Raw genomic sequence first — 22,845 nt, forward strand, 5'->3', positions numbered from 1 at the left:
GCGTCTGCCGCTTTCGACCATTCGAGGGTAGCTTTCACCGCATCATCGAAGCTCGGGAGGGTGCCGAGTGCCTTGTATTCTTGCTTGCCCGCCTCGTTGCGTCTGCGAGCAATCCAGGTCCCGTCGCCCTCGGCGAGTTTACGGAACCCGACGTAGAGACCGGATTGAACCCGTGCAAAGTAGGGTTCCCGGCGTGGGGGCAGCTTGTCGCGTGCGGTCTTGCTGACGATAGGAGTAGCCATGATTTTCGTACGGAAATGGTACGGAAATTTTAGGCTGGATCTCGTTGGACGGCAATGCTCTTATTTTTCAATAAATTCAATGGATTATCGGGTTTCTTCGGATGTTCATGGACGGTCGTGAACCTATATTCCCGCCCTCCGAAGGCAGGGGTTGCTGGTTCGATCCCAGCCGGGCGCGCCAAATAGCCTGATTCCAGGCGTCGAATTTCCCGATCCGTTTTCCTGAAGTCGTCCAGGCGTAGCGTCACCGCACGGCATCGCATCGTCATCTGCCGGGCCGTTCCCACGCTATTCCGCCGCCTTTCCGTTGTGCGAGAATCGCCCGCAACGACAACTCCAAGCGTCGAGCGCGGCGGCCGTCCGCGCATCGCGCCGACTCCCGATGGCTGCCATCCCGTCTACTTCGACCGCAGTCGCTGCCTGCCCGCTGACCGATGCGCAGCAGGCGCTGCTCGCGCGTCTGCACGCGTATTCGCCCGATGATCCGCATGCGCCGCTGCCGTACAGCCGGCGCCTCGCCGAAGCCGAAGGCTGGTCGCACGACCACGCGCTGGCCGTAATCGACGAATACAAGCGCTTCGCGTTTCTCGCGCAGGCGGCCGGGCATCCGGTCACGCCGTCGGTCGCGGTCGATGCCGCGTGGCATTTCCATCTGCAGTACACGCTCGAATACTGGGACGTCTTCTGCGCCGATGTGCTGCACGCACGGCTGCACCATATGCCCGGTACCGGCGCGCCCGACGAGGCCGCCGTGTACGCGCAGCGCTACCGCGACACGCTGGACAGCTATCGTCGGCTGTTCGGCTGCGAGCCGCCGGCATCGATCTGGCCGCGTCCGGTCGACCGGCAGGCCGAGGCGGATGCAGAGGCGCGGCAGACCGAGCGCATGGCCGCCGTGGCGCCGCGCCGCGCATGGCGCGACCGTCTACCGAAACTCGTGTGGCCGGCGGCGGCCGCGAGCGTCGCCGCGACCTGCGCATCGGCGCAGGATCTCGACGTGCTGGACTACACGGGACCGCAGTTTCTCGCGTTCTACGTGCCGGCCTGCATTCTCGCGTTGTTGCTGATCGTCGCGCTCCAGGCCATCGAATTTCGCATCCGGCGCTGGGGCCGGCGCACGCGCAAGGCTTCGTCCGGGCTGAGCGCCGACGAAGTCGCCTATCTCACCGGCGGCGAAGCACGGGTCGCGCAGGTCGTGACGATGTCGCTCGCGCATGCGGGCGCGGTCGACTTGTGGAGCGTTCACCGGCAAGGCAGCTACGTGAAGATCGCGGATCTGGCACGCGCGGGTCGGTACGACGACTACTGCGCGTGGCTCAACGAGCAACCGTCCGGCACCGTGCGCTACGGCGTCTTTCGGGAGCGGCTTGCGAGGTACGCGCAGGAGGTCGTCGACGGGATGCGTGCGCAGGGCTGGTTCTGGGCGCCCGGCGAGTTGCGCGCGTCCCGGATGGCCGCGCGCGCGATCGCGTTGCTCGTGCTCGGCACCGGCGCCGCGAAGCTCGCGGTCGGTTTGAGCCGCGGGCGGCCCGTGCTGCTGCTGTGCATCTGCATGGCGGTGTTCGCGATCGCGTACCGGATCGTCGCTGGAAGGCTGACCGGCTTCGGGCGCGGCGGCGCCACGGCGGCCGGGCGCGCCGCGCTGCTCGAGCGCCGGAACGCGCACGATCCGCGGGCTGCGCGCGACGCGCGGCACGTACGCAGCGCGCGGGGAGCGTCCGGGATACGCGACGCCGAACGTGACGATCCGGACCCGTTGCTGTGGACCGCAGCGCTGTTCGGTGCAGGCGCGCTGGCCGGTACCGTATGGTCGGCGTATGCAGGCCCGGTGCTGGTGGCCTCGCAGGTGTCGTCGGCCGCCGCGGCGAAAGCGGGCGGTGGCACTTCGTCCGACAGCAGTTGCTCGTCGTCGAGCTGCAGTTCGTCGAGTTCGTGCAGTTCCAGCTCGTGCAGTTCGAGCAGTTGCGGGGGGTGTTCGTCGAACTGAGCGGACGGCCGGTGTCGTTCAGCGAGGCCCCGCCACGCACGGGGTGACGGGCCATCGCCCGAACAACCGCATGGAATGGGCTCAGATCGTCGCATCGCGTGCGTGCGTGCTTCGGTAACCTGTCAATCGACGCTCTCCGTGCCGAAACGGTCGCCCGGGCGCGACACGCGTCGCGCATGCCGGGCTGCCGCCGTGACGGCCGGACGGGATGAATGTCCGCCGCTTTGCCCAGCCCTCCATGACGACGCCAGCTTCCGACGTTTCCGCGTGCGTTCGACACGCCGCGACCTTGTGCCAGAACGGACAGTTTGCCGACGCACTGTCACGCGTCGCGCCGCTGCTCGATGCGCCTGCGGTGGACGTCGCGGCGCTGCACGTCGCGGCCGTCTGTGCGCTGGGCCTGAACCGGCTGGCGGATGCCGAGGCGTGGTGGCGGCGCGCGATCGACGCGATGCCGGCGTTCGAGCCCCCATACGACGGCCTTCACGCGCTGCTGCTGTCGCAGGAGCGCTTGCCCGAAGCCGAAGTGATCCTGCGCCGGCAGCTTGCCTGCGTCGCGCCGTTGCGCGCGTCGCACCATCACCGGTTCGGCAAGGTGCTCGAAGCGCTCGGCCGGCTCGACGAAGCCGAACAGGCGTTCGGGCAGGCCCTGTCGATCGAGCCGCGGTCGCCCGACGTGCTGACCGATCTCGGCAACCTGCTTCGCATCCTCGCGCGGCCCGCGGAGGCGGAGCTCGCGTACCGGCTCGCGATTGCCGTTCGCGCCGATCATGTGCTCGCGCACGCGAATCTCGGCGCGATCCTCGTCGACATGCAGCGGCTGCCGGAAGCGGAGGCGGCTAGCCGGCAGACCATCGCACTGTGTCCGGATCATCCGGAAGCGCATTACAACCTCGGCGTCGCGCTGCAGAACCTCGATCGCCTGTCCGAAGCGGAAGCGGCCTATCGCGACGCCATCCGCTGCCGGCCCGGCCTGCCGCAGCCACACAACAATCTCGGCTGCGTCCTGCGTGCGCAGGGCCGCCACGACGAAGCGGCCGTCGCGTTCACCGACGCGCTGGCGCTCGCGCCGCGGATGGCCGAGGTGCACTACAACCTCGGCACGACCTTGGCGCATGCGGGCCAACTCGACGAAGCCGAACGCGCATACCGTCGCGCGCTCGACCTGCGCGCCGACTATGACGACGCGCGCTTCGGGCTGGCGACGCTGCTGCTCGGCCGGGGACGATTCGAGGAAGGCTGGCGCCGCTACGAATCGCGCTACGAGCAGTCGACGTTCGTGCACCGCCGAACCCGCGAGGTACTGCGGTGCGCGCAGTGGCAAGGCGAGCCGCTAGCCGGCAAGACGCTGCTCGTGTGGCAGGAGGACGGCCTCGGCGATATGCTGCAGTTCAGCCGTTATTTCGCGGAATTTCGCGCGAGGCGGGCGGCGCGGGTGGTGTTCGCGTGCCAGCCGGCGCTGCATCGGCTGATGGAGACGGTCGACGGTGTCGACGCAGTGCTCGATCACGAGGCGGCCACCGCACAGGCCGGGCAATTCGATTACTGGACGAGCCTGTTGAGCGCGCCGATGCACGCGGGCACGACACTCGACACGATCCCGCCGCCGGTGCGGTTCGTGTCCGATCCGGCGTGCGTCGCGCACTGGGGCGCACGCCTCGATGCGTTGCCTGCCGGCCCGCGCGTCGGTCTTGTATGGAAAGGCAATCCGAAGCATCACAACGACGTGCACCGTTCGCTGCCGTCACTGGCATTGCTGACGCCGCTATGGAGCGTGCCGGGCGTGAATTTCGTGAGCCTGCAGAAAGGGCAGGGCGAGGACGAAGCGCGCCAGCCGCCGGGCGGGCTGCCGTTGCTGCACCTGGGCTCGGAGCTCGACGATTTCGCCGATACGGCCGCGATCGTCGCGCAACTCGATCTCGTGGTGTGCGTCGACACGTCGACCGCGCATCTGGCCGCATCGCTCGGCAAGCCCTGCTGGGTGCTGCTGCCGAATCAGGACGTGGACTGGCGGTGGATGCACGACCGTGAGGATTCGCCGTGGTATCCGGGCACGGTGCGGTTGTTCCGGCGCGGGCGCGGCGAGAGCTGGATTCAGATGGCCGAGCGGCTGCGGGGGGTGTTTGCCGCGCATTTCAGGGAGTGCGTCGATGCGTAGCCTGTTTGGCATGCCGCGCCGCTCTCCAGCCATTTTTTGTGCCGTTTGTCCGTCAGGGGTGAGGCGATGAAAGTCGCGATCATGCAACCGTATTTCCTGCCGTATATCGGCTACTTTCAACTGATTGGAGCGGTTGACCGGTTTGTTGTATACGACAACATCAAGTACACGAAGAAGGGGTGGTTCAACCGGAACCGCTTCCTGCTCAACGGCAGCGATGCGCTGTTCAGTATTCCGCTGAAACGAGATGCCGATTCGCTCGATGTTCGTGATCGCGAGGTGTCGTCTGATTACGATCCCGTGAAACTTGCCGCCCAGTTGAAGGGAGCCTATGTTCGTGCGCCGTTCTTTGAGCAAGGATTCAACCTCGTGAGCGCCGTGATCGACGCTGACGAGCCGAACCTGTTCAAGTTCATCAAGCGATCGATCGATGTCGTCGTGGATCGGCTCGGCATCGCCACGCGTATCGATGTGTCGTCGTCGATCGACGTTGATCCGTCATTGAAGGGGCAGAGTCGCGTACTCGCGATCTGCGAGTCGCTGGGGGCGACGACGTATGTCAATGCGATCGGCGGTGTTGATTTGTACTCGCACGAAGACTTTGCGGCGCGCGGCATTGATCTGCGGTTTCTTCGGTCGAGGCCGATCGAATACGGTCAGTTCGGGGCGCCGTTCGTTCCCTGGCTGTCGATCGTGGACCTGCTGATGTTCAACTCCGTTGCGGAAGTAAGGGACATGCTGACGGAATACGATTTGATTCAGGCAGTCCCTGCGAACGGGGTCGCGATGCCCGATACGGTGCAGCAGGTATCGGGGTGACCGGTCACGGCCGTGTCCTGTCGGGGACGCGGCCGTTCGAGCGGCTGGCCTTGCTTGTGCAGGTAGGGCGATACGCACGCGCGCTGCGTGCGCCGTGCAAATTGCGCTTAGTTTACCGGCTGAATCAGCAGCGTCGCCTGTCCGACGTTGTCGCCACAGTAGTCATCGCTGACGTAGGCGAAAACATCGTTGAGGTCGCTGGTCATCAGGATGACGGTGGGTTTGGCCGTGATTGCGGTGCCCCATCGGATGCTTCCGTAGCCGTAGCCGCCTTGCATCATCACGGTATCGATGTTGCAGCCATTATCGAGTGAGCCGCCACCGCAACTCATCGTGTTCGACACGAGAGAGACGGCGTATTGGCCCCTTGCGAGCCTGAATTTTGCCGACGTGCCGCCGGAGACGGTCCCGACGAAGCTGGAAAGGCAATTGGCTTTTGCATCGATCACGACGCTGGTGGCTGCGCTGCACGTCAAGGAAACCATGGCCGCGAGCGCGGCGACGATCAGTTTGGTACGCATCAGTCGAGTTCTCTCAATATTCAATTAGTTGGTATGTGCCCGGCGTTACCGCGAGTGCACCGGAAAACCGGTTTCTCTTGCCTGGATTGCACTTCGTGGCGAAGCGCGATAGGAGAAGGGGAATCCGGTGGTATGCGTCGCACCCGATGCTTGATTGACGCGCGATACAGTTGCCTCGCTCCGGCAGCGATTCAGGCCCGTGGCGTAAGTGTCGGCGCAATGCACACACGTCGATTCCTTTCGGAATTGCATTCGTTGCATGGCACTACACTTACTTTTGCTATAACGGCAGGTCTGTCCCGGAATTTAGGTTTTGCCTGTCATTGCGCGGATCAACCGGAGAGCGTCGGTCGCCATTCGAAATCGACTGCCTTGCCTGCTTCGGAAACGGCATTCGACTCGCGGCCACGCATTGCCGGCCGGTATGCGCGGGTCGTCCTGTCAGCTCACGTGAAGGACGGGGCATCGATGCATTTCGTCACATGCAGGCTGATCTAGAATCCCTTCCAGTAGTCGACGAATCCTTCCTTGTAGTGGAACCACGTGGTCTGGAGTTCGCGATTGATGGATGCAACCGTTTCGCCGATATGTGCGCACTCGTCGCGAAGCAGAACCCAGCACTTGGCCTGAGGACAGTAGAGCGATGCCCGATAGCCCCATTGCTCCATCAGGATGGTCATGCTTCGATTGGTATGAAAGGCGGTATGCACGGGGGGGCGCAAGTAGAACCATTCCGGGTCGTTCGGCACGCGTTCACAGACAACCGTGTGGATGACCAATGCACCGTCGTGATCGACCATGTCATGCACGAAATCGAGATCGCTGCGGCGCAGGACATGCTCGAACATCGCCGAATTGATCACGGTCTTGTAGCGACCGAGGTTGGATGGATCGATATATCTTCCCGAGCCATCGTTTTTCACGTAGAGATCGAAGATCGGCAGTTCAAGATCGTAGTATTTCGCCAGGACATTGCTCAACGTACCGTACCCGGCGGCATAGTCGACCATGTTGTCCAGGCGAATCACGCCGTTCTTTCCGAGCAGGGCGAGCATCATGGCCTGTTCGGCGTACGGCGGCTGGTTGCCCTTCGTTTCGTTGGCGGGATTCTCGATGTAGTGATGAAACTGCCGATTCAATTCACTCCATTTCTCCGCCGGTAGCGATTGATGTGTGCCGGACCAGACGAAGCCGCACTGCCGACATTTGTAATAGTCGACCTTGCCGATCGAACTCATGAAGTCGGAAAAAGGTCGCTCGGTATAGGTCTTCGAGAAATAGTAGTCGCCGTCGGCGTCGCAAATCATGCACTTCATTTTGTCGCGCTCTCTTTCTGCTGAGTGATGCGATAGGCGGCCGCCTGGTCGCGGAGCCGTGTTCAGTGACACCGGGCTTCGAACGTACCCGGTTCGAGCGATGTCACAACGTGCGTTCGAGCACGATGGCGTCCGATCGCGCATCGATCGGTTTGAAGCCCAGTCGCGCGTAAAAGTCGCGGGCGCCGGGATTGTCCGGATGCACCTCGAGGCGGCATCGCAGGAAACCTCGTGCACGGGCCAGCTCGAAGGTTCTGGTGAGCAGGCGTTCGCCAAGCCGGGTACGACGACGCGTCGGCGCTACCAGGATCAGCGTTACGTACAGTATTCGCGTCGCGTAGTCGTTACAGTAGAACGCGACGAAACCGTGACAGATGCCGTCCACTGCTTCGGCGACGAACTCGGCGCGCGCCTCCAGCTTGTCGAGATAAGCGGGTAGCGCGGTACGGATGAAGTCCGCGTTTCGCACCTGTTCCTGCTCGATCAGGTCGCGAATCGCGCTGAACGCGATGGTGCTGGAAGCGCATGAGGACGACCGCGCCAGGCCGCTGGTTGCCGGCGACGTCACACGTGCCCCTTGATGATCTTCACGATTCGTTCGACGTCTTCGTCGCGCAGCGCCGGGTAGATCGGCAGGCACAGCACGCGCTCGGATGCGTGCGCGGCGGCGGGCAGCAGCGACTTGTGCGCCGACGGCAACCCGCGATACATCGGAAATTCCGAGATGAGCGGGTAGAAGTAACGGCGCACATAAATTTCGTGTGCACGCAGCTTGCTGTAGAGCGCGTCGCGGCTGACCGGATATTCGTCGTCGACGAGAATCGGAAAGTACGAGTAGTTGTGTCGTACGCCGTCGCCGTGCTCGATGCATCGAAGTCCACGCAACCCGCTCAGTTGCTCGCGATACATGGCATCGATATGCGCACGGCGCGCGATTGCCGCATCGACATGCTGAAGCTGCAGCAATCCGAACGCGGCGTTGATCTCGCTCATCTTGCCGTTGATGCCGGGCGCCACGACCGTGACTTCGTCGACGAACCCGAAATTCTTCAGATGATCGATGCGTTGCTTCGTTTTCGCATCGGGACAGATGATCGCGCCGCCTTCAAAGGTATTGAATACCTTGGTCGCGTGAAAACTCAGTATCGACAGGTCGCCGTGCCGCAACAGACTGCCCGTCGGCGTGTGAACGCCGAACGCGTGTGCTGCGTCATAAATGACGCGCAGGTTGTAGTTGTCCGCGATTTTTTGGATCGCCTCGACGTCGCAGGGTCGGCCGTAGCAGTGCACCGGCATGATCGCGCTTGTCTGCGGCGTGATGGCGGCTTCGATCTTCGCAGGGTCCAGATTCAGCGAATCGGGGTCCACGTCGACGAACACCGGCTTGATGCCGTTCCACAGCAGCGAGTGTGCAGTCGCGACGAACGAGTATGGCGTCGTGATCACTTCGCCGGTGATTCGCAGCGCCTGCAGCGCGGTGACGAGTGCGAGCGTACCGTTCGCGAAAAGCGACAGGTGAGGCACGTCGAGGTAGTCGCATAGTGCGCGCTCGAATTGCTGGTGAAACGGGCCGCCGTTGGTGAGCACCCGGCTGTCCCAGATCTGCTGGAGGTACGGTATGAATTCGTCGAGTGGCGGCAGGTACGGCTGCGTGACGTAGATGCTGTCGCGAGGCAGTTGTGCGACGGACGACGCAGGCAGGCTGGCAGTCATGGTGATCCCTCTGTTGCGTGGAGGTCAGGCCTCGGTCGTGGCCGGTGCGGTCGCCGTATCGTCGAAAAGAGGCGTGTCGAAGGCGATCGCGGGCTCGCCCGCGCACCAGCGTGCCCACATCGTGCGCAGCGCCGACGACAGTCCGGCCGCGACGATCTCCGGGCGGAACGCGGCCGACTCGGCGCAGCGCGCGCGCAGGCCGGAGCGGAGCGCCTGAAGCGACGCAGTGTCTTTGCCGAGGGCGAGCGCTTTGGCAACGAACTCGTCCTCGTTTTTCGCTATGTATGTGTCGAGCCCGACGTGCATCAACCAGTTCGCACTGCCCCGGCCGGCCAGCGTCACGCCAGCGATGGTCAGCGTCGGCACGCCCATCCACAGGGCATTTAGCGTCGTGGTCGAACCTGTGTAAGGGAACGTGTCCAGACAGAGGTCGACGCCATGATGCTGTTGCAGGTAGACAGGAATGTTCGAGCGCCGGTGGAACGACAGGCGGCTGGCGTCGATGCCGGCCGCGGCAAACCAGTCGATCAGCACCCGCTGGTCTCCCTCGTTGCCGATTGCGCCGAGCGCCATGCGCGCGGTTGGGTCCGCATGCAGCACGCGCGCCCAGACGCCGATTACGTGGGGGCTGAGTTTATTCAGGCGGTTGAAGCTGCCGTACGTCGTATAGCCGTTCCGTAGCGCGGGCAAGACATTGACGGGCGGGCAATTTGCCGGTGGCATGAACGACGAGATGGCCGGCAGCCGCACGATCTGCTCGACGAACTGATCGTCGAATTCGCCGTGCGGCGCGACAAAGCGATCCGCAATGAAGTAGTCCATCGCGGCGAGGCCGGTCGTGGCCGGATAGCCGATCCACGACGCCTGCACGGGCGCCGCACGCTGCGCCAGCGCGACCAGCCGGTTACGACCGGTGTGCCCCGACAGGTCGATCACGATGTCGATGCGGTCGTTGCGCACGCGCTCGAGGAAGGCCGTGTCGCTCATGCCGGCGACGGTGCGCCACGTCGTGGCGTGGGCCTTGAAGCGCTCGGATACGTGATCTTCCTCGAAGTGATTGTGATAGAAGTGCATCGCAATGCCGGGATCGGCTGCGAGATGCTCGATCACGGGCACCGCGTAGGAGGCGACCGCGTGGCTGAACAGGTCGCCCGACACGAAGCCGACCTGCAGCTTGCGCGCCGGGTCGCGCGAGTTCGAGAACACGGCCGCGCGCTTGCGCTTGTGATTGCCGTAGCGCTCGCCGAACTTGCGGTGTTCGGCAATGAGCGCCTGCGGATCGAAGTCGCTGCTGTGCGTAATACAGAACAACATGCTGCTGTGGGTGACGCTGTCGGTCGGGTTGATTTCGATCGAGCGCTTCAGCCAGCGTATCGCTTCCTGCGTGGCGCCCTGTTCGAGCAGCACGAAGCCGAGCGTGCCGCACGGCGCAGCGGCGTTGGGCGCAAGCTCGACCGCGCGACGGCACGCCGCGATCGCTTCATCCGTGCGGCGCAGCGCGAACAGCACCAGACCGCGAATCCGGAAGGCCTCCGGGTGATCGGGCTGAAGCTGGAGCAGGCGCGTGCACTGCTCGTCGGCCTCCGCGAGACGGTTCACCATCCGCAGCGTGTCGGCGAGCAGCATGCGCACGAGCAATTCATCCGGCAGCAATTCGATCGTACGAAAGCCGGCCTCGATCATCTCCGCGAAGCGGCCTTCCCGGTGAAGCGATGCGGACAGCGCGCGCCAGCATGCACCGTCTTCCGGGTAATCGGCGACCAGTTGCTGCGCAAGCGCGGTGGCTTCCGCGTGCTTGTTCTTGTCGAACAGCGCCGCGTGCTTTTGCAGCAGCGTCTGATTGGGGCGCCGGACCGGCCTGCCGGCGTCGCTCTTCCCTGCGTGGCCGGCTGCGGTTTCCAGAACGATCGCCATGTCGATGCCGCTCGGCGCAACCGCGGCCGTCGCGAGCACGACGTCGGGCGACGCCAGTTGCGCGATCAGCCCGTCGAGCGCCGGGCCGTGCACGCCGCGCTGTTGCGCGATTTCGACCGCGATCCACGCGGCGGCCGTCTGCCCGCTGCGATGCAGCGCGTGAATGTAGCTAACCCAGTAGTAGCCGTTGTCCGGGCTCGCGCCGATGGCGGCTTCGAAATGCGGTACCGCATCAGCCGCCTGACCCGTATCGGCCAGCAGCACCGCGAGGTTGTAATGCGCATCGCCATGCGCGGGCACCGCGTCGAGGATGGCCTCGTACAGCGCCCGGGCGTCGTCGAACGCGCCGCTGCGCTGGCGCTCGAGCGCGTTCTCCATGACGAGCGCAATGTCCTGCGCAAGCTGCTGTTCAGGCGTGAGCGCGGCGGAGGCGGGCAGTTCGGTCGAGAACATGATGAGATCTGCGGAAAGTCGGTCGATACCATTATGGGTAGCGTGCCGTTGCGCCGATGCCGCGAGCTGACGGGAAAAGCCCGGTCAGTTTGGCCGATTGAGCGGTCGGCCGACGCCGGGGCGGTGCGAATTGCGGCGCCCCAAAAAAAAACGCCCGCACGAGGCGGGCACGGAGGCGAACGAGCACGCCCTCACATCAGCGCGTAGTTCTTGTTGTCGGGTTGGCGGCGCATGCGTGTCGAGCACGCCGCGCGGCGGGTCTTAACGGTTCGCGATGCTCTGGTACTGGCCGACGGCCTGCACGCGGCTCATTGCCGCCTGGTATTCGTCGGTCAGCTCCTGCTGCGCGCGCTGCGCGCCGGCGAAGATCCGGTCGTTGCTGGCCTGCATGCGGCGGATCGCGGCGATGCCGACGGGCGGCTGGTCGGTCGAGAGCAGCGCGACGAGCGACCAGCGCGCATCGACGAGGCGCACGGCCTCGGCCCAGTCGGCCATCGCGGCCGCGTGTTCGATGGCGTCGGTGAACGCGTCGATCTGCGCAATCAGTTCGGTCTGTTCCATCTGGGCTCTCCTGTCCGGCTAGCGGTCAGCTCTTGTTGTTCGCCAGCGCGCCGCCGCTGTTCGCGCCGCCGAACAGCTGGGTCAAGTATTGCGAGTTGCTGTTCATCGTCGCCATCAGCGTGTTGAGCGCGGTGAACTGCGCCTGGTACTGGCTCGTGAGCTGGGCTGCGTAGTTCGACAGCGTCGTCTGCTGCTGGGCGACGTTCTTCAGATCGTTGCTGAGCGCGGTAGTACGCGCGGCGATCAGTCCGTTCGTCTTCGTGTAGTTCGTGATGTTCGTCGTCAACTGCTCGCCGATCCCGTTGGTCGAGTTGAACAGCGACGCGACACCCGTCGGATTGTTCTGCAGCGCGCCGTTGAGCGCCGTGCTGTCGACCTTCAGCGTGCCGTCGGCCTGCAGCGTGACGCCGATCGACGCGAGGTTGACCGTCGAGCCGTTGCTGGTCACGCCGCTCGCGACGATCGACGCGAGTGCGTTCTTGATCGTGTTCAGCGTCGAGTCGCCGAGCAGCGGGCCTTGCGACGACGCGCCGGACGTGAAGCTCGACAGCGAGCCCATCGTCGTGACGAGCGTGTTATAGAGCGTCGCGAAATTGTTGATCGCGGCGGCCTGGGATTTCGTGTCGGTCGCGACCGTCAACGTTTGCGGCTGCGTGGCGCTGACGGCGGCGCTGGTCAGGTTCAGCGTGACGCCGGTGATCGCGCTCGTCACGGTGTTGCTCGCGCTGGTGCCGGCGATCCCGTTGATCGTGAACGCGGCGTCCTGCGCGGCGGTGCTTTGTTTCCACGCTGCGCCGCTATTCGCGGACGTGATCGTCGACTGGCCGCCCGTCGTGCTGGCCGTCGACGTGACGCCGAGGCTGGACAGGCCGTTGTCGCCGGCGACGTTGCTGAGCGCGACGCCGATCGTGCTCGCCGCGCCGGTCGGCGTCGAGCTGAGCACGAGGTGCGCGCCGTCGCTGCCGTTGACGACCGACGCGACGATGCCCGGGTTGCCGGTCGCGGTGTTGATCGCGGCGGCGATACCGGACAGCGTGTTGTTGGTGCCGTTCACATCGACCGAGAACGACTGGCTGCCGAGCGACAGCGTCATCGTGCCGGTGCCGAGCGCGGTCGACGCACCGAACGCGGCCGACGACAGCGACTGCGACGTCGCGATCTGCGTGACGCCGACCGAATAGCTGCCGGCCACCGCGCCGGCGCCCGCGGTCGCGGTGAGGCCGGTGCCGCTCGCGGTCGCGGTGAAGGTGTTCTGCAGCGAGCCGTTCGACAGCGTCGTGAGGCTGGCCTGCAGTGCGCTCAGCGCGGCCGACAGCGCGCCGTACGCGGAAATCTGGGTGTTGTCGCTGCTTTGCTGCGCGTTGAGCGCGGCGGCCTGACCGGCGGTTTTCGCATTGACGAGTGCCGTCACGAGCGAGTTGACGTCCATCGACGAGTTGCCGGTCGAACCGCTGATGATCGATTGGGCAGCCTGCTGCAGCTGGCTGTTGGCCGAATTGTTGGCGGCTGTGACGGCGGAATTGATCGTCGACATCGTAGTGCTCCGTGCGGCGGATGATCCGTGGAATTCTGGGTGAAGACCTGACGGCGGGGCAATGCCCCGCGCGCCAAGTGCCTGCGGCCGGGCCACGCATTACGCGGGGCCCGGCCGTGGGTTGCTACGCGATTACTGCAGGAGCTTCAGGACCTGCTGCGGCAGCGAGTTCGCCTGTGCCAGCACCGAGATGCCTGCTTGCTGCAGCACCTGGTTCTTCGACATGTTCGCGGTTTCCTGCGCGAAGTTCGCGTCGGTGATCTGCGACTGTGCCGACGACAGGTCGGTCGATTCTGCCTGCTGCGACGTGGCGATTGCCGTGAAGCGGTTTTGTGCCGCGCCGAGTGCCGCCTGCACGTTGTTCACCGTTTGCAGCGCGTTGTCGATCGACACCATCGCGACGTTCGCGCCGCTGACCGTGCTGATGTCGAGGTTCGACACGGTAGCCGGCTTGTTGACGGCGTTGATCTGGTTGATCGCATTGGTGATGGCCGTCTGCTGTGCCGCGGACGTGCCTGCGCCGGTTGCACCCGATTGCAGCGTCAGGTTGCCGACTGCCGTACCGGTGCCGGTGGTTGCGTTTGCGCCGAACACGGACTGGGCAACGGTTTGCGAGATGGCGCCGCCGTTCTGGTCGGTGAACGTGTAGCCACCCTTACCGTCGGACAGCACGTTGATCGCGGTGATCGTTGCGCCCGAACCGGTGTACGCGCCGTTGTTGTCGAGCGACAGACCCGTCACCGTACCCACCGTCTGGCCCTTCTGCACCAGGCCGCCGCCGATCTTCGCAGCCGACATGCTTTGGCTCAGGTCCAGCGAAATCGTCTGGCCGACGTTCGCGCCGACCTGGAACGACACGATGCCTGCCGAGCCGTCGAGAATGTTCGTGCCGTTGTACGTCGTTTGCGACGCGATACGGTTCACTTCCTGGATCTGCTGCGAAACTTCCTGTTGCAGTGCTGCCTGGTCGGTCGTGGACATCGTGCCCGTCGACGCCTGGACGGCCAGCTGGCGGATACGCTGCAGGCTGTTCGTCAGCGACGACAGTGCGCTCGAAGCCGTTTGAATCATCGACACGCCGTCGTTGGCGTTCGACACGCCCTGGTTCAGACCGTTGATCTGGGTCTGCATCCGGGTCGAGATCGCGAGGCCTGCTGCGTCGTCCGCTGCGCTGTTGATGCGCTTGCCCGACGACAGGCGCGTGATGGCCTGGGACAGGGCGTTTTGCGAGCCGTTGAGGTTCTGCTGTGCAACCAGCGAGTTGATGTTGCTGTTAATTCCGAGCATGGAAAAATCTCCTGTGTAAGCCGAAAGCCCTGGAAAGCCGTTTTGGCGTCGGCGGAAGCACTCGTTCATTGCTGGCCGCCTCAGAGCAGGATTTCGGCGCACCAAAACAAAACTTGAGGGGCACTTGGAGATTCGGCCCGATTTTTTATCCTTCTTTGTCATTTCGGACCGCCCCGGCACGGCGCTGGATTAAACGGGGGCAGAAACGGGCCCGATGCGGCTCCGGCACTCAGTCGTGACGCTGTGCACACACGACCGACAAAAGGGTGGTTTTGTCTGTGATTCCCTGCTATGATGGCGGGCTGAATTGAGATTTTCTGTCACGCCTTTGCCGGTTTCGGCATGTCTGCTGGCAGTCAAACGCGGCGCTGCACGCGGTTGTGAAGCGTACTCGCGGTGCTTTCCGCCTCTCTTTTCCGGCCTCCGAGGCCGTATTTCCGCTCGTTTCGCCTGTTGTGGGGACGCTCGGATGGCCGGTGCGTGGCGCTTGGCCGCTACGTTTTTGACCGTTTAAGCAATTTAGGAACGACATGACGACGATTCTTCTGAAAGAAAACGAGCCGTTCGAAGTGGCGATTCGCCGCTTTCGTCGCGCTATCGAAAAAAATGGCCTGATCGCTGAACTGCGTGAGCGCCAGTCTTACGAAAAGCCGACCGCAGTCCGCAAGCGCAAGAAGGCAGCAGCCGTCAAGCGCCTGCACAAGCGCCTGCGCAGCCAGATGCTGCCGAAGAAGCTCCACTAAGAGCGTCTGACGGTTCGCCGCGAAACGGCGGAGTGTGCCTCGAAAGAGGCCGCTCCGCCGTTTTGCTTTTGCAGGCCGGGAAAATCCCGAGGCTGCGGTGGCCGACGGGCCGGGCGGCGGCGCCGGCCGGGGCCTGCGGTATGCAGCCGCCGGCCGCTGCGTTCAGAAGTCGATCTTCGCGCTCAGGCTCACCGTGCGCGGATCGCCCGGCTTCACGTAGTCCGCGTACTGGTATTCCCAGTAACGGCGGTTCAGCACGTTGTCGATCGATGCGCGCAGCGTCACGTCGTGGCGGCCGACCCGCGTCAGGTAGCGTGCGCCGGCGTTGACGACGAGAAAGCCCGGCGCGTCGAGGCCGCCGGCCGCGCGCAGCGGCGTCGCGCCGGTGAATTTCGCGTCGACGCCGAGCGTCAGCCCCGGCACGCCCGGCACCGCATAGCCGAGGTCGCCCGCGAGTACGAAGCGCGGCGCGCCGGCGACACGGTTGCCGTTGTTGCCGATCCCGTTCGCGTACCACGCGTCGAGCAGCATCGCATCGACGCCCGCGTTCCAGTGCGCGCCGAATTTCGCGCGCGCGCCGACCTCGATCCCCTGAATGATCGATTCGCCATCCTGCACGTAGACGTTCGCGGCGTTCGCGTATTCGGCGCTGCGCTCGATGCGGAACAGCGCGGCCGTCGCACTCCAGCGCGCGTGCTCGCTCTTGATCCCCAGCTCGTACTGCTTGCTGCGCAGCGGCTTGAGCACCTGTCCCGCGTTCGCGTAGACGTCGTTCACGCGGCTGCCGGGCTCGAGCGACTCGGCGTAGCTCGCGTACGCGGTGGTCGTCGGCGCGAGCTTGAACATCACCGCGAAAGTCGGCGTCACCACGCCGTTCTGGCGGTAACCGGGGTCCTCGGCGCCGCTTGCCTGGAACGCGCGCTGCTCGTAGTTCATGTAGCGCACGCCGGCCAGCACCGACCAGCGCTCGGTCAACTGCACGGTGTCGCTCGCGAACAGCGATTTCTGCACGATCTCGCTCGTGCGGTACTGGATGAAGCCGTGCGGACTCTCGTAGCGGTACGGATTCGGCGCATAGAGGTTGCCGGCGCCCAGCGGCACGAACACGCTGTTCGCCGAATAGTCGTTCGCCTGCTTCTGCCACGACGCGCCGAGCACGATCTGGTGGCTGAACGGGCCCGTGCGCACCTTGCCTTCGACCATCGCGCGCCATTGGCTGAAGCGGTGATCCTCCATGCCGACGTAGCGGCTGTCGGTGTAGTTGCCTGCGGCGTCCTGCAGGTACAGGGTGCTTTCGTTGCGTCGGCGTGTCGCCTTGCTGTAGCTGTACGCGACGTCGAGCTGCCAGTCCGGCGCGAGCTGGTATTGCAGCCCGGCCGTATAGAGCTGCAGGTTCGTGTTCAGGTACTGGTCCTTGCCACCCAGGTTCGTCGACCCGCCGCTGATCGTGGCGGGCAGTGCGCCACCCGGATAGCTGCCGGTGAAGATCGACGGCGTCTGGCCGGTCGTGCGGCGATCCTGGTACAGCGCACCGAACGACACGGAGAGGTCGCGCGTCAGGTTCGCCTGCAGTGCGAGCGACACGCTGTCCCGGCGGATGTTGCCGTCGTTGTACGTCTTGCCTTCCTCGTGCGTCGCATTCAGCCGCGCGCCGAACATGTCGTTCGGCCCGAAGCGCTGGCCGAGATCGACATGCTCCGTCCACACGTTGGTGCTGCGGTAGTTGACATCGACGCTGCGCACCGGCTCGGCGCCCGGCTGCTTCGTCACGTAGTTGACGACGCCGCCCGGCGTCACGAAGCCATACAGGAAGCCGCCGAGCCCCTTCAGCAGTTCGACGCGCTCGAGCTGCTCGTACGGCATCGTGATGCCGTACGTGACGAACGGCAGCCCGTCGATCTTGTAGCCGTTCTGCCAGTCGAGCTGCATGCCGCGCACGGTCATGTAGCTGGCCCACGCGCTGTACGCGCCGCTGTTGTCGGACACTGACGCGTCGTTCGCGAACACGTCGCCGAGCTTGTACGGCTGACGCGCCTCGAGTTCTTCCGACGTGACGATCGTCGTCGAGAACGGCGTGTCCAGCTGGCGGCGGGTGCCGAGTGCACCGGTCGAGATCGTGTCGGTCAAGTGTTGGGGTGAATCGTGTGCGGCCGTGATGTTCAGGGCAGGCAGGACCGCGGCGTCGCCGGATGAATCGTCCGCATGCGCGAGCGAGGCGGCAAGGCAGGCGAGGGCGGCGGCCACGCGGCGTGGACGGACAGGAGGGCGGGCAAGGCTGACGGTCATGGCGAGCGAGCAAAAATGCGAGTAAGAATCATTCGCATTGCGTTAAAATGTCGCGCATCGTATCAAAACCCGCCCACCGCGCAACAATTCCATGCCGCGTACAAGGGCATCCGGCCTTGCCTGACCTGGCCGGATGACCGTTGTGCGGCGCCCGACATCGAATGAACTGCCTCCCGTCGAATCGCGGCCGCCGCTCGTGCCGGCCCGCCTTCCTTTCGCTGCGCACGCGATGAATGCGTTCCTGCGACCGTTTCTCGTCCGCCTGCACCGTTGGTTCGGACTTGCCATCGCGCTGTTCCTGTTCGTCGCGGGGCTCACCGGCGCATTGATTGCGTGGGACCACGAGCTCGACGCGGCGCTGAACCCGGATTTCTATATCGCGCGCAGCGGCGCGGCGCCGCTGGCGCCGCTCGAACTCGCGGCGCGCATCGAGGCGGCCGATCCGCGCGTGCAAGTCACCTATCTGCCGCTCGCGGTCGAACCGGGGCACACGCTGCAGGCGGGCGTGATGCCGCGTACCGATCCGGCGACCGGCCAGCCGTATGCACTCGGTTTCAGCCAGATCGCCGTCGATCCCGCCACCGGTGCGGTGCAGGGCCGCCGCGAATGGGGCGCGCTGTCGCTCGCGCGGCTCGACCTGATGCCGTTCATCTACCGGCTGCACTATTCGCTGTTCCTGCCCGTGTACGGCGGGATCAACTTCGGGTTCTGGGTGATGGGCGTCGTCGGCATCGTGTGGGCGATCGACAGCCTGATCGCGCTGGTGCTCGCGTTTCCGAACCTGAAAAGCTGGCGCAAGTCGTTCGCGTTCCGTGTGCGGCGCGGTGGCTATCCGCTCGTGTTCGACCTGCACCGCTCGGGGGGCGTGTGGGTGTGGGGGCTGCTGCTCGTCGTCGCGGTCACGTCGATTTCGATGAACCTTGCCGTTCCGGTCGTGCGCCCGTTGGTCTCGCTGATGTCGCCGCTCGCGGAGACGCCGTACACCAATCCCGAGCATTTCCCGCCGGCCCCGGCGGGCAGCCAGGTGCTCCCGCGCGAGCGGATCGTCGAGATCGCCCGCTCGGCCGGCCGCGACGCGGGGATCACCGCGCCGCCGGGTGCGCTGCTGTTCGCCCCGGCGATGAACGCCTATGCGGTCGGGTTCTTCACGCCGGGCAACGACCATGGCGACGTCGGGCTCGGCAATGCGTGGCTGTACTGGAATGCGGTGACCGGCAAACCCGTCGCGGCGCAGGTGCCGGGCCGCGGTTCGGCCGGCGACCTGTTCATGCAGGCGCAGTTTCCACTGCACTCGGGGCGGATCGCCGGTGTCGCGGGACGTGTCGCCGTGAGCGTGCTCGGCATCGTGATCGCGATGCTGAGCGTAACGGGCGTCTGCATCTGGGTGAAGAAGCGCAGCGCACGCGGGCGGGCCGCGCGGAGCACGCGGCCGGTCGTGCCGGCGTCGTCGTCGCGCGCCGCGCGGTAAGGGCCGGGCACCAAGCACCAAGCGGACGGTGCTATCGCCGCAGGTCGGCGGCGCGGCACCGGCGCCGAGCTTGTCTCCGCGCCGTCAGCCCGCCTTGCGCCGGCGGGCCGGCTGCTTGCCGCCGAGCGCCGCGCATTGCGCGTGGCACGGGCAGCCGGCTTCGTGATCGTTGACCATGCCGGTCGCCTGCATCAGCGCATAGCAGATCGTTGAGCCGACGAACTTGCAGCCGTACGCCTTCAGCGCCTTGCTGAGCGCGTCGGACTGCTCGGTCGACGCGGGCGCGTCGCGGTATGACTGCCACGCATTCTGGACCGGCGTATCGCCGACGAACGACCACAGGAACGCGGCGAGCGACCCATGCTCCTCCCGGATGCGCTGCACGGCGCGCGCGTTGCTCACCGCCGATTCGACCTTCGCGCGGTTGCGCACGATGCCCGGGTTCTCCAGCAATTTCTCGATGCGCTTGGGCGTGAAGCGCGCGACGGTATCGACGTCGAAATCGGCGAACGCTTCGCGATAGCCCGCACGTTTGTTCAGGATCGTCGACCACGACAGCCCGGCCTGCGCGCCTTCCAGGATCAGCATTTCGAACAGGTGGCGATCGTCGTGCGACGGTACGCCCCACTCGGTATCGTGATAGTGAGCGTCCGCTTCCGTCTTCACCCAGTTGCACCGCTGCGACATCGTCTGCCTCGTTTTCAGTGTCGATTCGATCGCGCCAGCATAGCGGAAGCCCTTTTGGCGGGATAGCCGGCCGAACGGCAGATGGGCGCGCGGCGCCGATCCGGTTAAGCTTGGCGCCTGTTCGAATCAGCGGGATGAAGGCATGGCGGCATTACTTTTTGCGATCGGCATCGACGGCGGCGGCACGGGCACGCGCGCAGTACTGGCCGACCGGCACGGGCGCGAGCTGGCGCAGGGGCGCGGCGGCCCGTCGGGGCTCGGTCTCGGCATCGAGCGGGCATGGGCATCGATCGGCGCGGCGTGCGCGGACGCATTCACGCAGGCCGGTCTCGCGTTCGACTGGTCGCAGTGCGCGCTCGGCTGCGGGCTGGCCGGCGTCAACAACGCGGGGTGGCTCGCCGCATTCCGCGCGCAGGCGCCGCTCGGCGCGCTCGCAATCGAGAGCGACGCGTATACCACCGTCGTCGGCGCGCATGGCGGCGCGCCGGGGCTCATCGTCGCGCTCGGCACCGGCAGCATCGCGGCGGCGCTCGACGCGGCCGGCCCGTGCCGGATCGCGGGCGGCTTCGGCTTCCCGTCCGGCGACGAGGCGAGCGGCGCGTGGCTCGGCGTGCGCGCGCTCGCCTACGCGCAACAGGCGCTCGACGGCCGCGTGCCGCGCGATGCGTTCGCCACGGCCCTGCTCGCGGAAACGGGCGCGCAGGATCGCGATGCGCTCGTCCAGTGGTCGTGCGACGCGAACCAGACGATCTATGCACGTCTCGCACCGATCGTGTTCGCGCACCGCACCCATCCGGTCGCGCGCGCGCTGATCGCGCAGGCCGGCGACGAGATCGGCAAGATGATCGATGCGCTCGATCCGCAGCACGCGTTGCCGGTCGCGCTGTGCGGCGGGCTGGCGGACGCGCTCGCGCCGGCCGTGCCGGCACGGCACGCCGCGCGGCTGCGCGCGCCGCTCGACGATTCGGCGCATGGTGCGCTGCGGCTCGCGCTCCAGGCGTTGCGGGCGGCGGAGGTGGGCTAAGCCAAGCCGAGCGGGGTGCGTACGGTGAATGCCGCGTCGCAGCAGCGTCGCGCGCGGCGCCTGGCCGGCAACCGCCCGGCGCGCTACCGGGCACGACGTTAAAATGACGCTTCCTCCGTGCCCCGAGCGCCACTCTCCCGCCCCATGTACAAAGTCATCGCCACCGATCTCGACGGTACGCTGCTGAACAGCGACCACCAGCTCGACCCGTACACGATCGACACCGTTCGCCGGCTCGACCGCGACGGCGTGCAGTTCGTGATCGCCACGGGGCGCCACTATGCGGACGTCGCCGGCATTCGCGACGTGCTCGGCATCCGGCCGTACCTGATCACGTCGAACGGCGCGCGCGTGCATGCGCCGGACGACACGAAGATCCACGCGCAGGACATCGACGCAGCAATCGTGCGCAGCCTCGTGCAGCCGGCAGTCCTCGGCGCGCACGGCCGCGTGATCGTCAACCTGTTCACCAACGACGGCTGGCTGATCGACCGCGACGCGCCGCACCTGCTCGAATTCCATCAGGATTCGGGCTTCCGGTACGACGTGATCGACATGGCCGCGCACGACGGCGCGGATATCGCGAAGGTGCTGTATATCGGCGAACCGGCCGACCTGGCGGTCGTCGCGGAGCAGATGCGCGTGCAGTTCGGCGACGCGCTGTACGTCACGTACTCGCTGCCCGACTGCCTCGAAGTGATGACCGCGAACGTGTCGAAGGGGCGCGCGCTGCGCGCGGTGCTCGCGCGGCTCGGCGTCGATGCCGGCCACTGCATCGCGTTCGGCGACAACATGAACGACATCGATCTGCTCGAAACCGCCGGTCATGCGTTCATGATGAACAACGCGAACCCCGACCTGATCGCGCAGCTGCCGCACGTCCCGCGGATCGGCAACAACTTCGACGCGGGCGTCGCCCGCCATCTGCGCACGCTGTTCTCGCTGGAAGACGACGTCGTCGCGTCCTGAGCGTCCGCCCCGGGCGCGTTTCCCGCGCGGAAATGAAAAACGGGCGCCAGGGGCGCCCGTCGAAATTACCTGCCTCGATGTTCTTCGACAGCGTGAGGCTCGCTGCTCTGCTCGCTTGACCCCGTAGTGTTTTATTCGCTTGTGCGAGCGGATGCCGGCAGCAGGTCGACGGCGTCGTCACGCCCGGCGACCAGCGGGTAGATGATCCCCGCGAGTACCGCGCCGATCAGCGGCGCGACCCAGAACAGCCACAGCTGGCCGATCGCGTCACCGCCCACGAACAGCGCCGGGCCGGTCGAGCGCGCCGGGTTCACCGACGTGTTGGTGACCGGAATCGAGATCAGGTGAATCAGCGTCAGGCACAGCCCGATCGCGATCGGCGCGAAGCCGGCCGGCACCCCGCGCTTGTCGGTCGCGCCGAGGATCACGAACAGGAAGAAGCCCGTCATCACGACTTCGCAGATGAACGACGCGGCGAGCGAGTAGTGGCCGGGCGAGCGATCGCCGAAGCCGTTCGTCGCAAAGCCGCTGCCGACGACGTCGAAACCCGGCTTGCCGGTTGCGATCAGGTACAGCACGAAGGCGCCGAGCGTGGCGCCGACGACCTGCGCGACGATGTACGGCGCGAGATCGCGTGCCGGGAAGCGGCCGGCGACCGTCAGGCCGACGCTCACCGCCGGATTCAGGTGGCAACCCGAGATGTGGCCGATTGCGAATGCCATCGTCAGCACGGTCAGGCCGAAGGCGAGTGCGACGCCGGCAAAGCCGATGCCGAGGCCCGGAAAGGCGGCGGCCAGCACGGCGCTTCCGCACCCGCCGAGCACCAGCCAGAACGTGCCGAATACCTCTGCAGCGAGACGCTGAGAAAGATTCATGTAAGGACCTCGTCCAAGTGGGTTGAAGACCCCGGCCGACGCAACGGATTTATTTCGTCGTCCGGAATTGGTCTGGATTATAGGAAATGAATCGGGTTCGGGAGGGTAAACGATTGTTAAATTTGAATGGCTGACGAATGCCTTTTATTAGAATAAGTCCGCATTCTCGATATAGACGATTCGGTTAAAGATGGCAGCATTAATTTCGAAGGGCAGGGCGGCAGTGCGGATGACGTAACGGACGTTGGTGTCCCGGCCGGATTCGCCGGGGCCGCATCATCGAAAAGG

The 22,845-nt window shown here is 65.4% G+C and carries 18 protein-coding genes and 1 pseudogene; 7 read left to right on the top strand and 12 right to left on the bottom strand.

The genetic code is table 11. From position 1 onward, the window contains the following. Window positions 1–242: pseudogene (locus tag JMF86_RS00740) on the bottom strand (site-specific integrase); the annotation flags it as partial. 382 nt (window positions 243–624) lie between these two features. On the opposite strand from JMF86_RS00740, the gene JMF86_RS00745 reads away from it, so the two are divergent. The 3 genes from JMF86_RS00745 (at window position 625) to JMF86_RS00755 (ending at window position 5,206) form a co-directional block, all read left to right on the top strand. Continuing rightward, a complete protein-coding gene (locus JMF86_RS00745) occupies window positions 625–2,229 on the top strand; it encodes a TIGR04222 domain-containing membrane protein (RefSeq protein ID WP_011546731.1) in 1,605 nt (534 codons plus the stop codon). Between the two features lie 238 nt (window positions 2,230–2,467). Next, window positions 2,468–4,387 carry a tetratricopeptide repeat protein gene (locus JMF86_RS00750; protein ID WP_041489272.1) on the top strand — a complete coding sequence of 640 codons (1,920 nt, stop codon included), beginning with the start codon at window positions 2,468–2,470 and terminating at the stop codon, window positions 4,385–4,387. Window positions 4,388–4,453: 66 nt separating this feature from the next. Beyond that, window positions 4,454–5,206: a WbqC family protein gene (locus JMF86_RS00755; protein ID WP_011694087.1), complete on the top strand. Its 753-nt coding sequence runs from the start codon at window positions 4,454–4,456 to the stop codon at window positions 5,204–5,206. Between the two features lie 107 nt (window positions 5,207–5,313). On the opposite strand, the gene JMF86_RS00760 is transcribed toward JMF86_RS00755, so the two are convergent. The 8 genes from JMF86_RS00760 to JMF86_RS00795 all read right to left on the bottom strand — a co-directional run bounded on the left by JMF86_RS00760 (window position 5,314) and on the right by JMF86_RS00795 (window position 14,505). Further along, entirely contained in the window at window positions 5,314–5,727 is a 414-nt protein-coding gene (locus JMF86_RS00760) for a hypothetical protein (RefSeq protein WP_011546728.1), read from the bottom strand. 494 nt (window positions 5,728–6,221) lie between these two features. Further along, complete coding sequence (locus tag JMF86_RS00765) at window positions 6,222–7,043, bottom strand: methyltransferase domain-containing protein (protein ID WP_011694088.1); 822 nt, start codon at window positions 7,041–7,043, stop codon at window positions 6,222–6,224. A 103-nt stretch (window positions 7,044–7,146) separates the two neighbouring features. Then, window positions 7,147–7,611, bottom strand: a complete 465-nt coding sequence (locus JMF86_RS00770; RefSeq protein WP_011546726.1) for an N-acetyltransferase — start codon at window positions 7,609–7,611, stop codon at window positions 7,147–7,149. Continuing rightward, window positions 7,608–8,756: a DegT/DnrJ/EryC1/StrS aminotransferase family protein gene (locus JMF86_RS00775; protein ID WP_011546725.1), complete on the bottom strand. Its 1,149-nt coding sequence runs from the start codon at window positions 8,754–8,756 to the stop codon at window positions 7,608–7,610. Before JMF86_RS00775 ends, JMF86_RS00770 begins: the two co-directional genes overlap by 4 nt. Window positions 8,757–8,780: 24 nt before the next feature. Further along, window positions 8,781–11,123 (bottom strand): tetratricopeptide repeat protein, encoded by a 2,343-nt coding sequence (locus JMF86_RS00780; protein ID WP_054928239.1) that lies wholly within the window; start codon window positions 11,121–11,123, stop codon window positions 8,781–8,783. A 261-nt stretch (window positions 11,124–11,384) separates the two neighbouring features. Then, entirely contained in the window at window positions 11,385–11,684 is a 300-nt protein-coding gene (locus JMF86_RS00785; RefSeq protein WP_011546723.1) for a flagellar protein FliT, read from the bottom strand. 25 nt (window positions 11,685–11,709) lie between these two features. After that, window positions 11,710–13,218: a flagellar filament capping protein FliD gene (gene fliD, locus JMF86_RS00790; RefSeq protein WP_011546722.1), complete on the bottom strand. Its 1,509-nt coding sequence runs from the start codon at window positions 13,216–13,218 to the stop codon at window positions 11,710–11,712. A 132-nt stretch (window positions 13,219–13,350) separates the two neighbouring features. Further along, the gene (locus JMF86_RS00795; protein WP_011546721.1) at window positions 13,351–14,505 is read right to left on the bottom strand and encodes a flagellin; all 1,155 of its coding nucleotides are present in this window, start codon (window positions 14,503–14,505) and stop codon (window positions 13,351–13,353) included. A 530-nt stretch (window positions 14,506–15,035) separates the two neighbouring features. Here JMF86_RS00795 and rpsU point away from each other — a divergent pair. Further along, window positions 15,036–15,248 carry a 30S ribosomal protein S21 gene (gene rpsU / locus JMF86_RS00800; RefSeq protein ID WP_006401410.1) on the top strand — a complete coding sequence of 71 codons (213 nt, stop codon included), beginning with the start codon at window positions 15,036–15,038 and terminating at the stop codon, window positions 15,246–15,248. A gap of 162 nt (window positions 15,249–15,410) precedes the next feature. Here rpsU and JMF86_RS00805 read toward each other — a convergent pair whose 3' ends face one another. Next, window positions 15,411–17,534 (bottom strand): TonB-dependent siderophore receptor, encoded by a 2,124-nt coding sequence (locus JMF86_RS00805; protein ID WP_011694089.1) that lies wholly within the window; start codon window positions 17,532–17,534, stop codon window positions 15,411–15,413. A 229-nt stretch (window positions 17,535–17,763) separates the two neighbouring features. On the opposite strand from JMF86_RS00805, the gene JMF86_RS00810 reads away from it, so the two are divergent. Continuing rightward, a complete protein-coding gene (locus tag JMF86_RS00810) occupies window positions 17,764–19,002 on the top strand; it encodes a PepSY domain-containing protein (RefSeq protein ID WP_125380914.1) in 1,239 nt (412 codons plus the stop codon). 84 nt (window positions 19,003–19,086) lie between these two features. On the opposite strand, the gene JMF86_RS00815 is transcribed toward JMF86_RS00810, so the two are convergent. After that, the gene (locus JMF86_RS00815; RefSeq protein WP_125380915.1) at window positions 19,087–19,689 is read right to left on the bottom strand and encodes a DNA-3-methyladenine glycosylase I; all 603 of its coding nucleotides are present in this window, start codon (window positions 19,687–19,689) and stop codon (window positions 19,087–19,089) included. Window positions 19,690–19,831: 142 nt separating this feature from the next. Between JMF86_RS00815 and JMF86_RS00820 the strand changes: the two genes are divergently transcribed. Together JMF86_RS00820 and JMF86_RS00825 are read left to right on the top strand one after the other, a co-directional pair. Then, the gene (locus tag JMF86_RS00820; protein WP_125380916.1) at window positions 19,832–20,713 is read left to right on the top strand and encodes a BadF/BadG/BcrA/BcrD ATPase family protein; all 882 of its coding nucleotides are present in this window, start codon (window positions 19,832–19,834) and stop codon (window positions 20,711–20,713) included. 144 nt (window positions 20,714–20,857) lie between these two features. Further along, entirely contained in the window at window positions 20,858–21,682 is an 825-nt protein-coding gene (locus JMF86_RS00825) for a Cof-type HAD-IIB family hydrolase (protein ID WP_054928242.1), read from the top strand. 131 nt (window positions 21,683–21,813) lie between these two features. Here JMF86_RS00825 and aqpZ read toward each other — a convergent pair whose 3' ends face one another. Next, window positions 21,814–22,557 (bottom strand): aquaporin Z, encoded by a 744-nt coding sequence (aqpZ, locus tag JMF86_RS00830; protein ID WP_006489324.1) that lies wholly within the window; start codon window positions 22,555–22,557, stop codon window positions 21,814–21,816. Between the last annotated feature and the right edge of the window lie 288 nt (window positions 22,558–22,845).

The sequence above is a fragment of the Burkholderia sp. E168m15 genome, from assembly GCF_016586105.1.
Classification (GTDB): domain Bacteria; phylum Pseudomonadota; class Gammaproteobacteria; order Burkholderiales; family Burkholderiaceae; genus Burkholderia; species Burkholderia orbicola.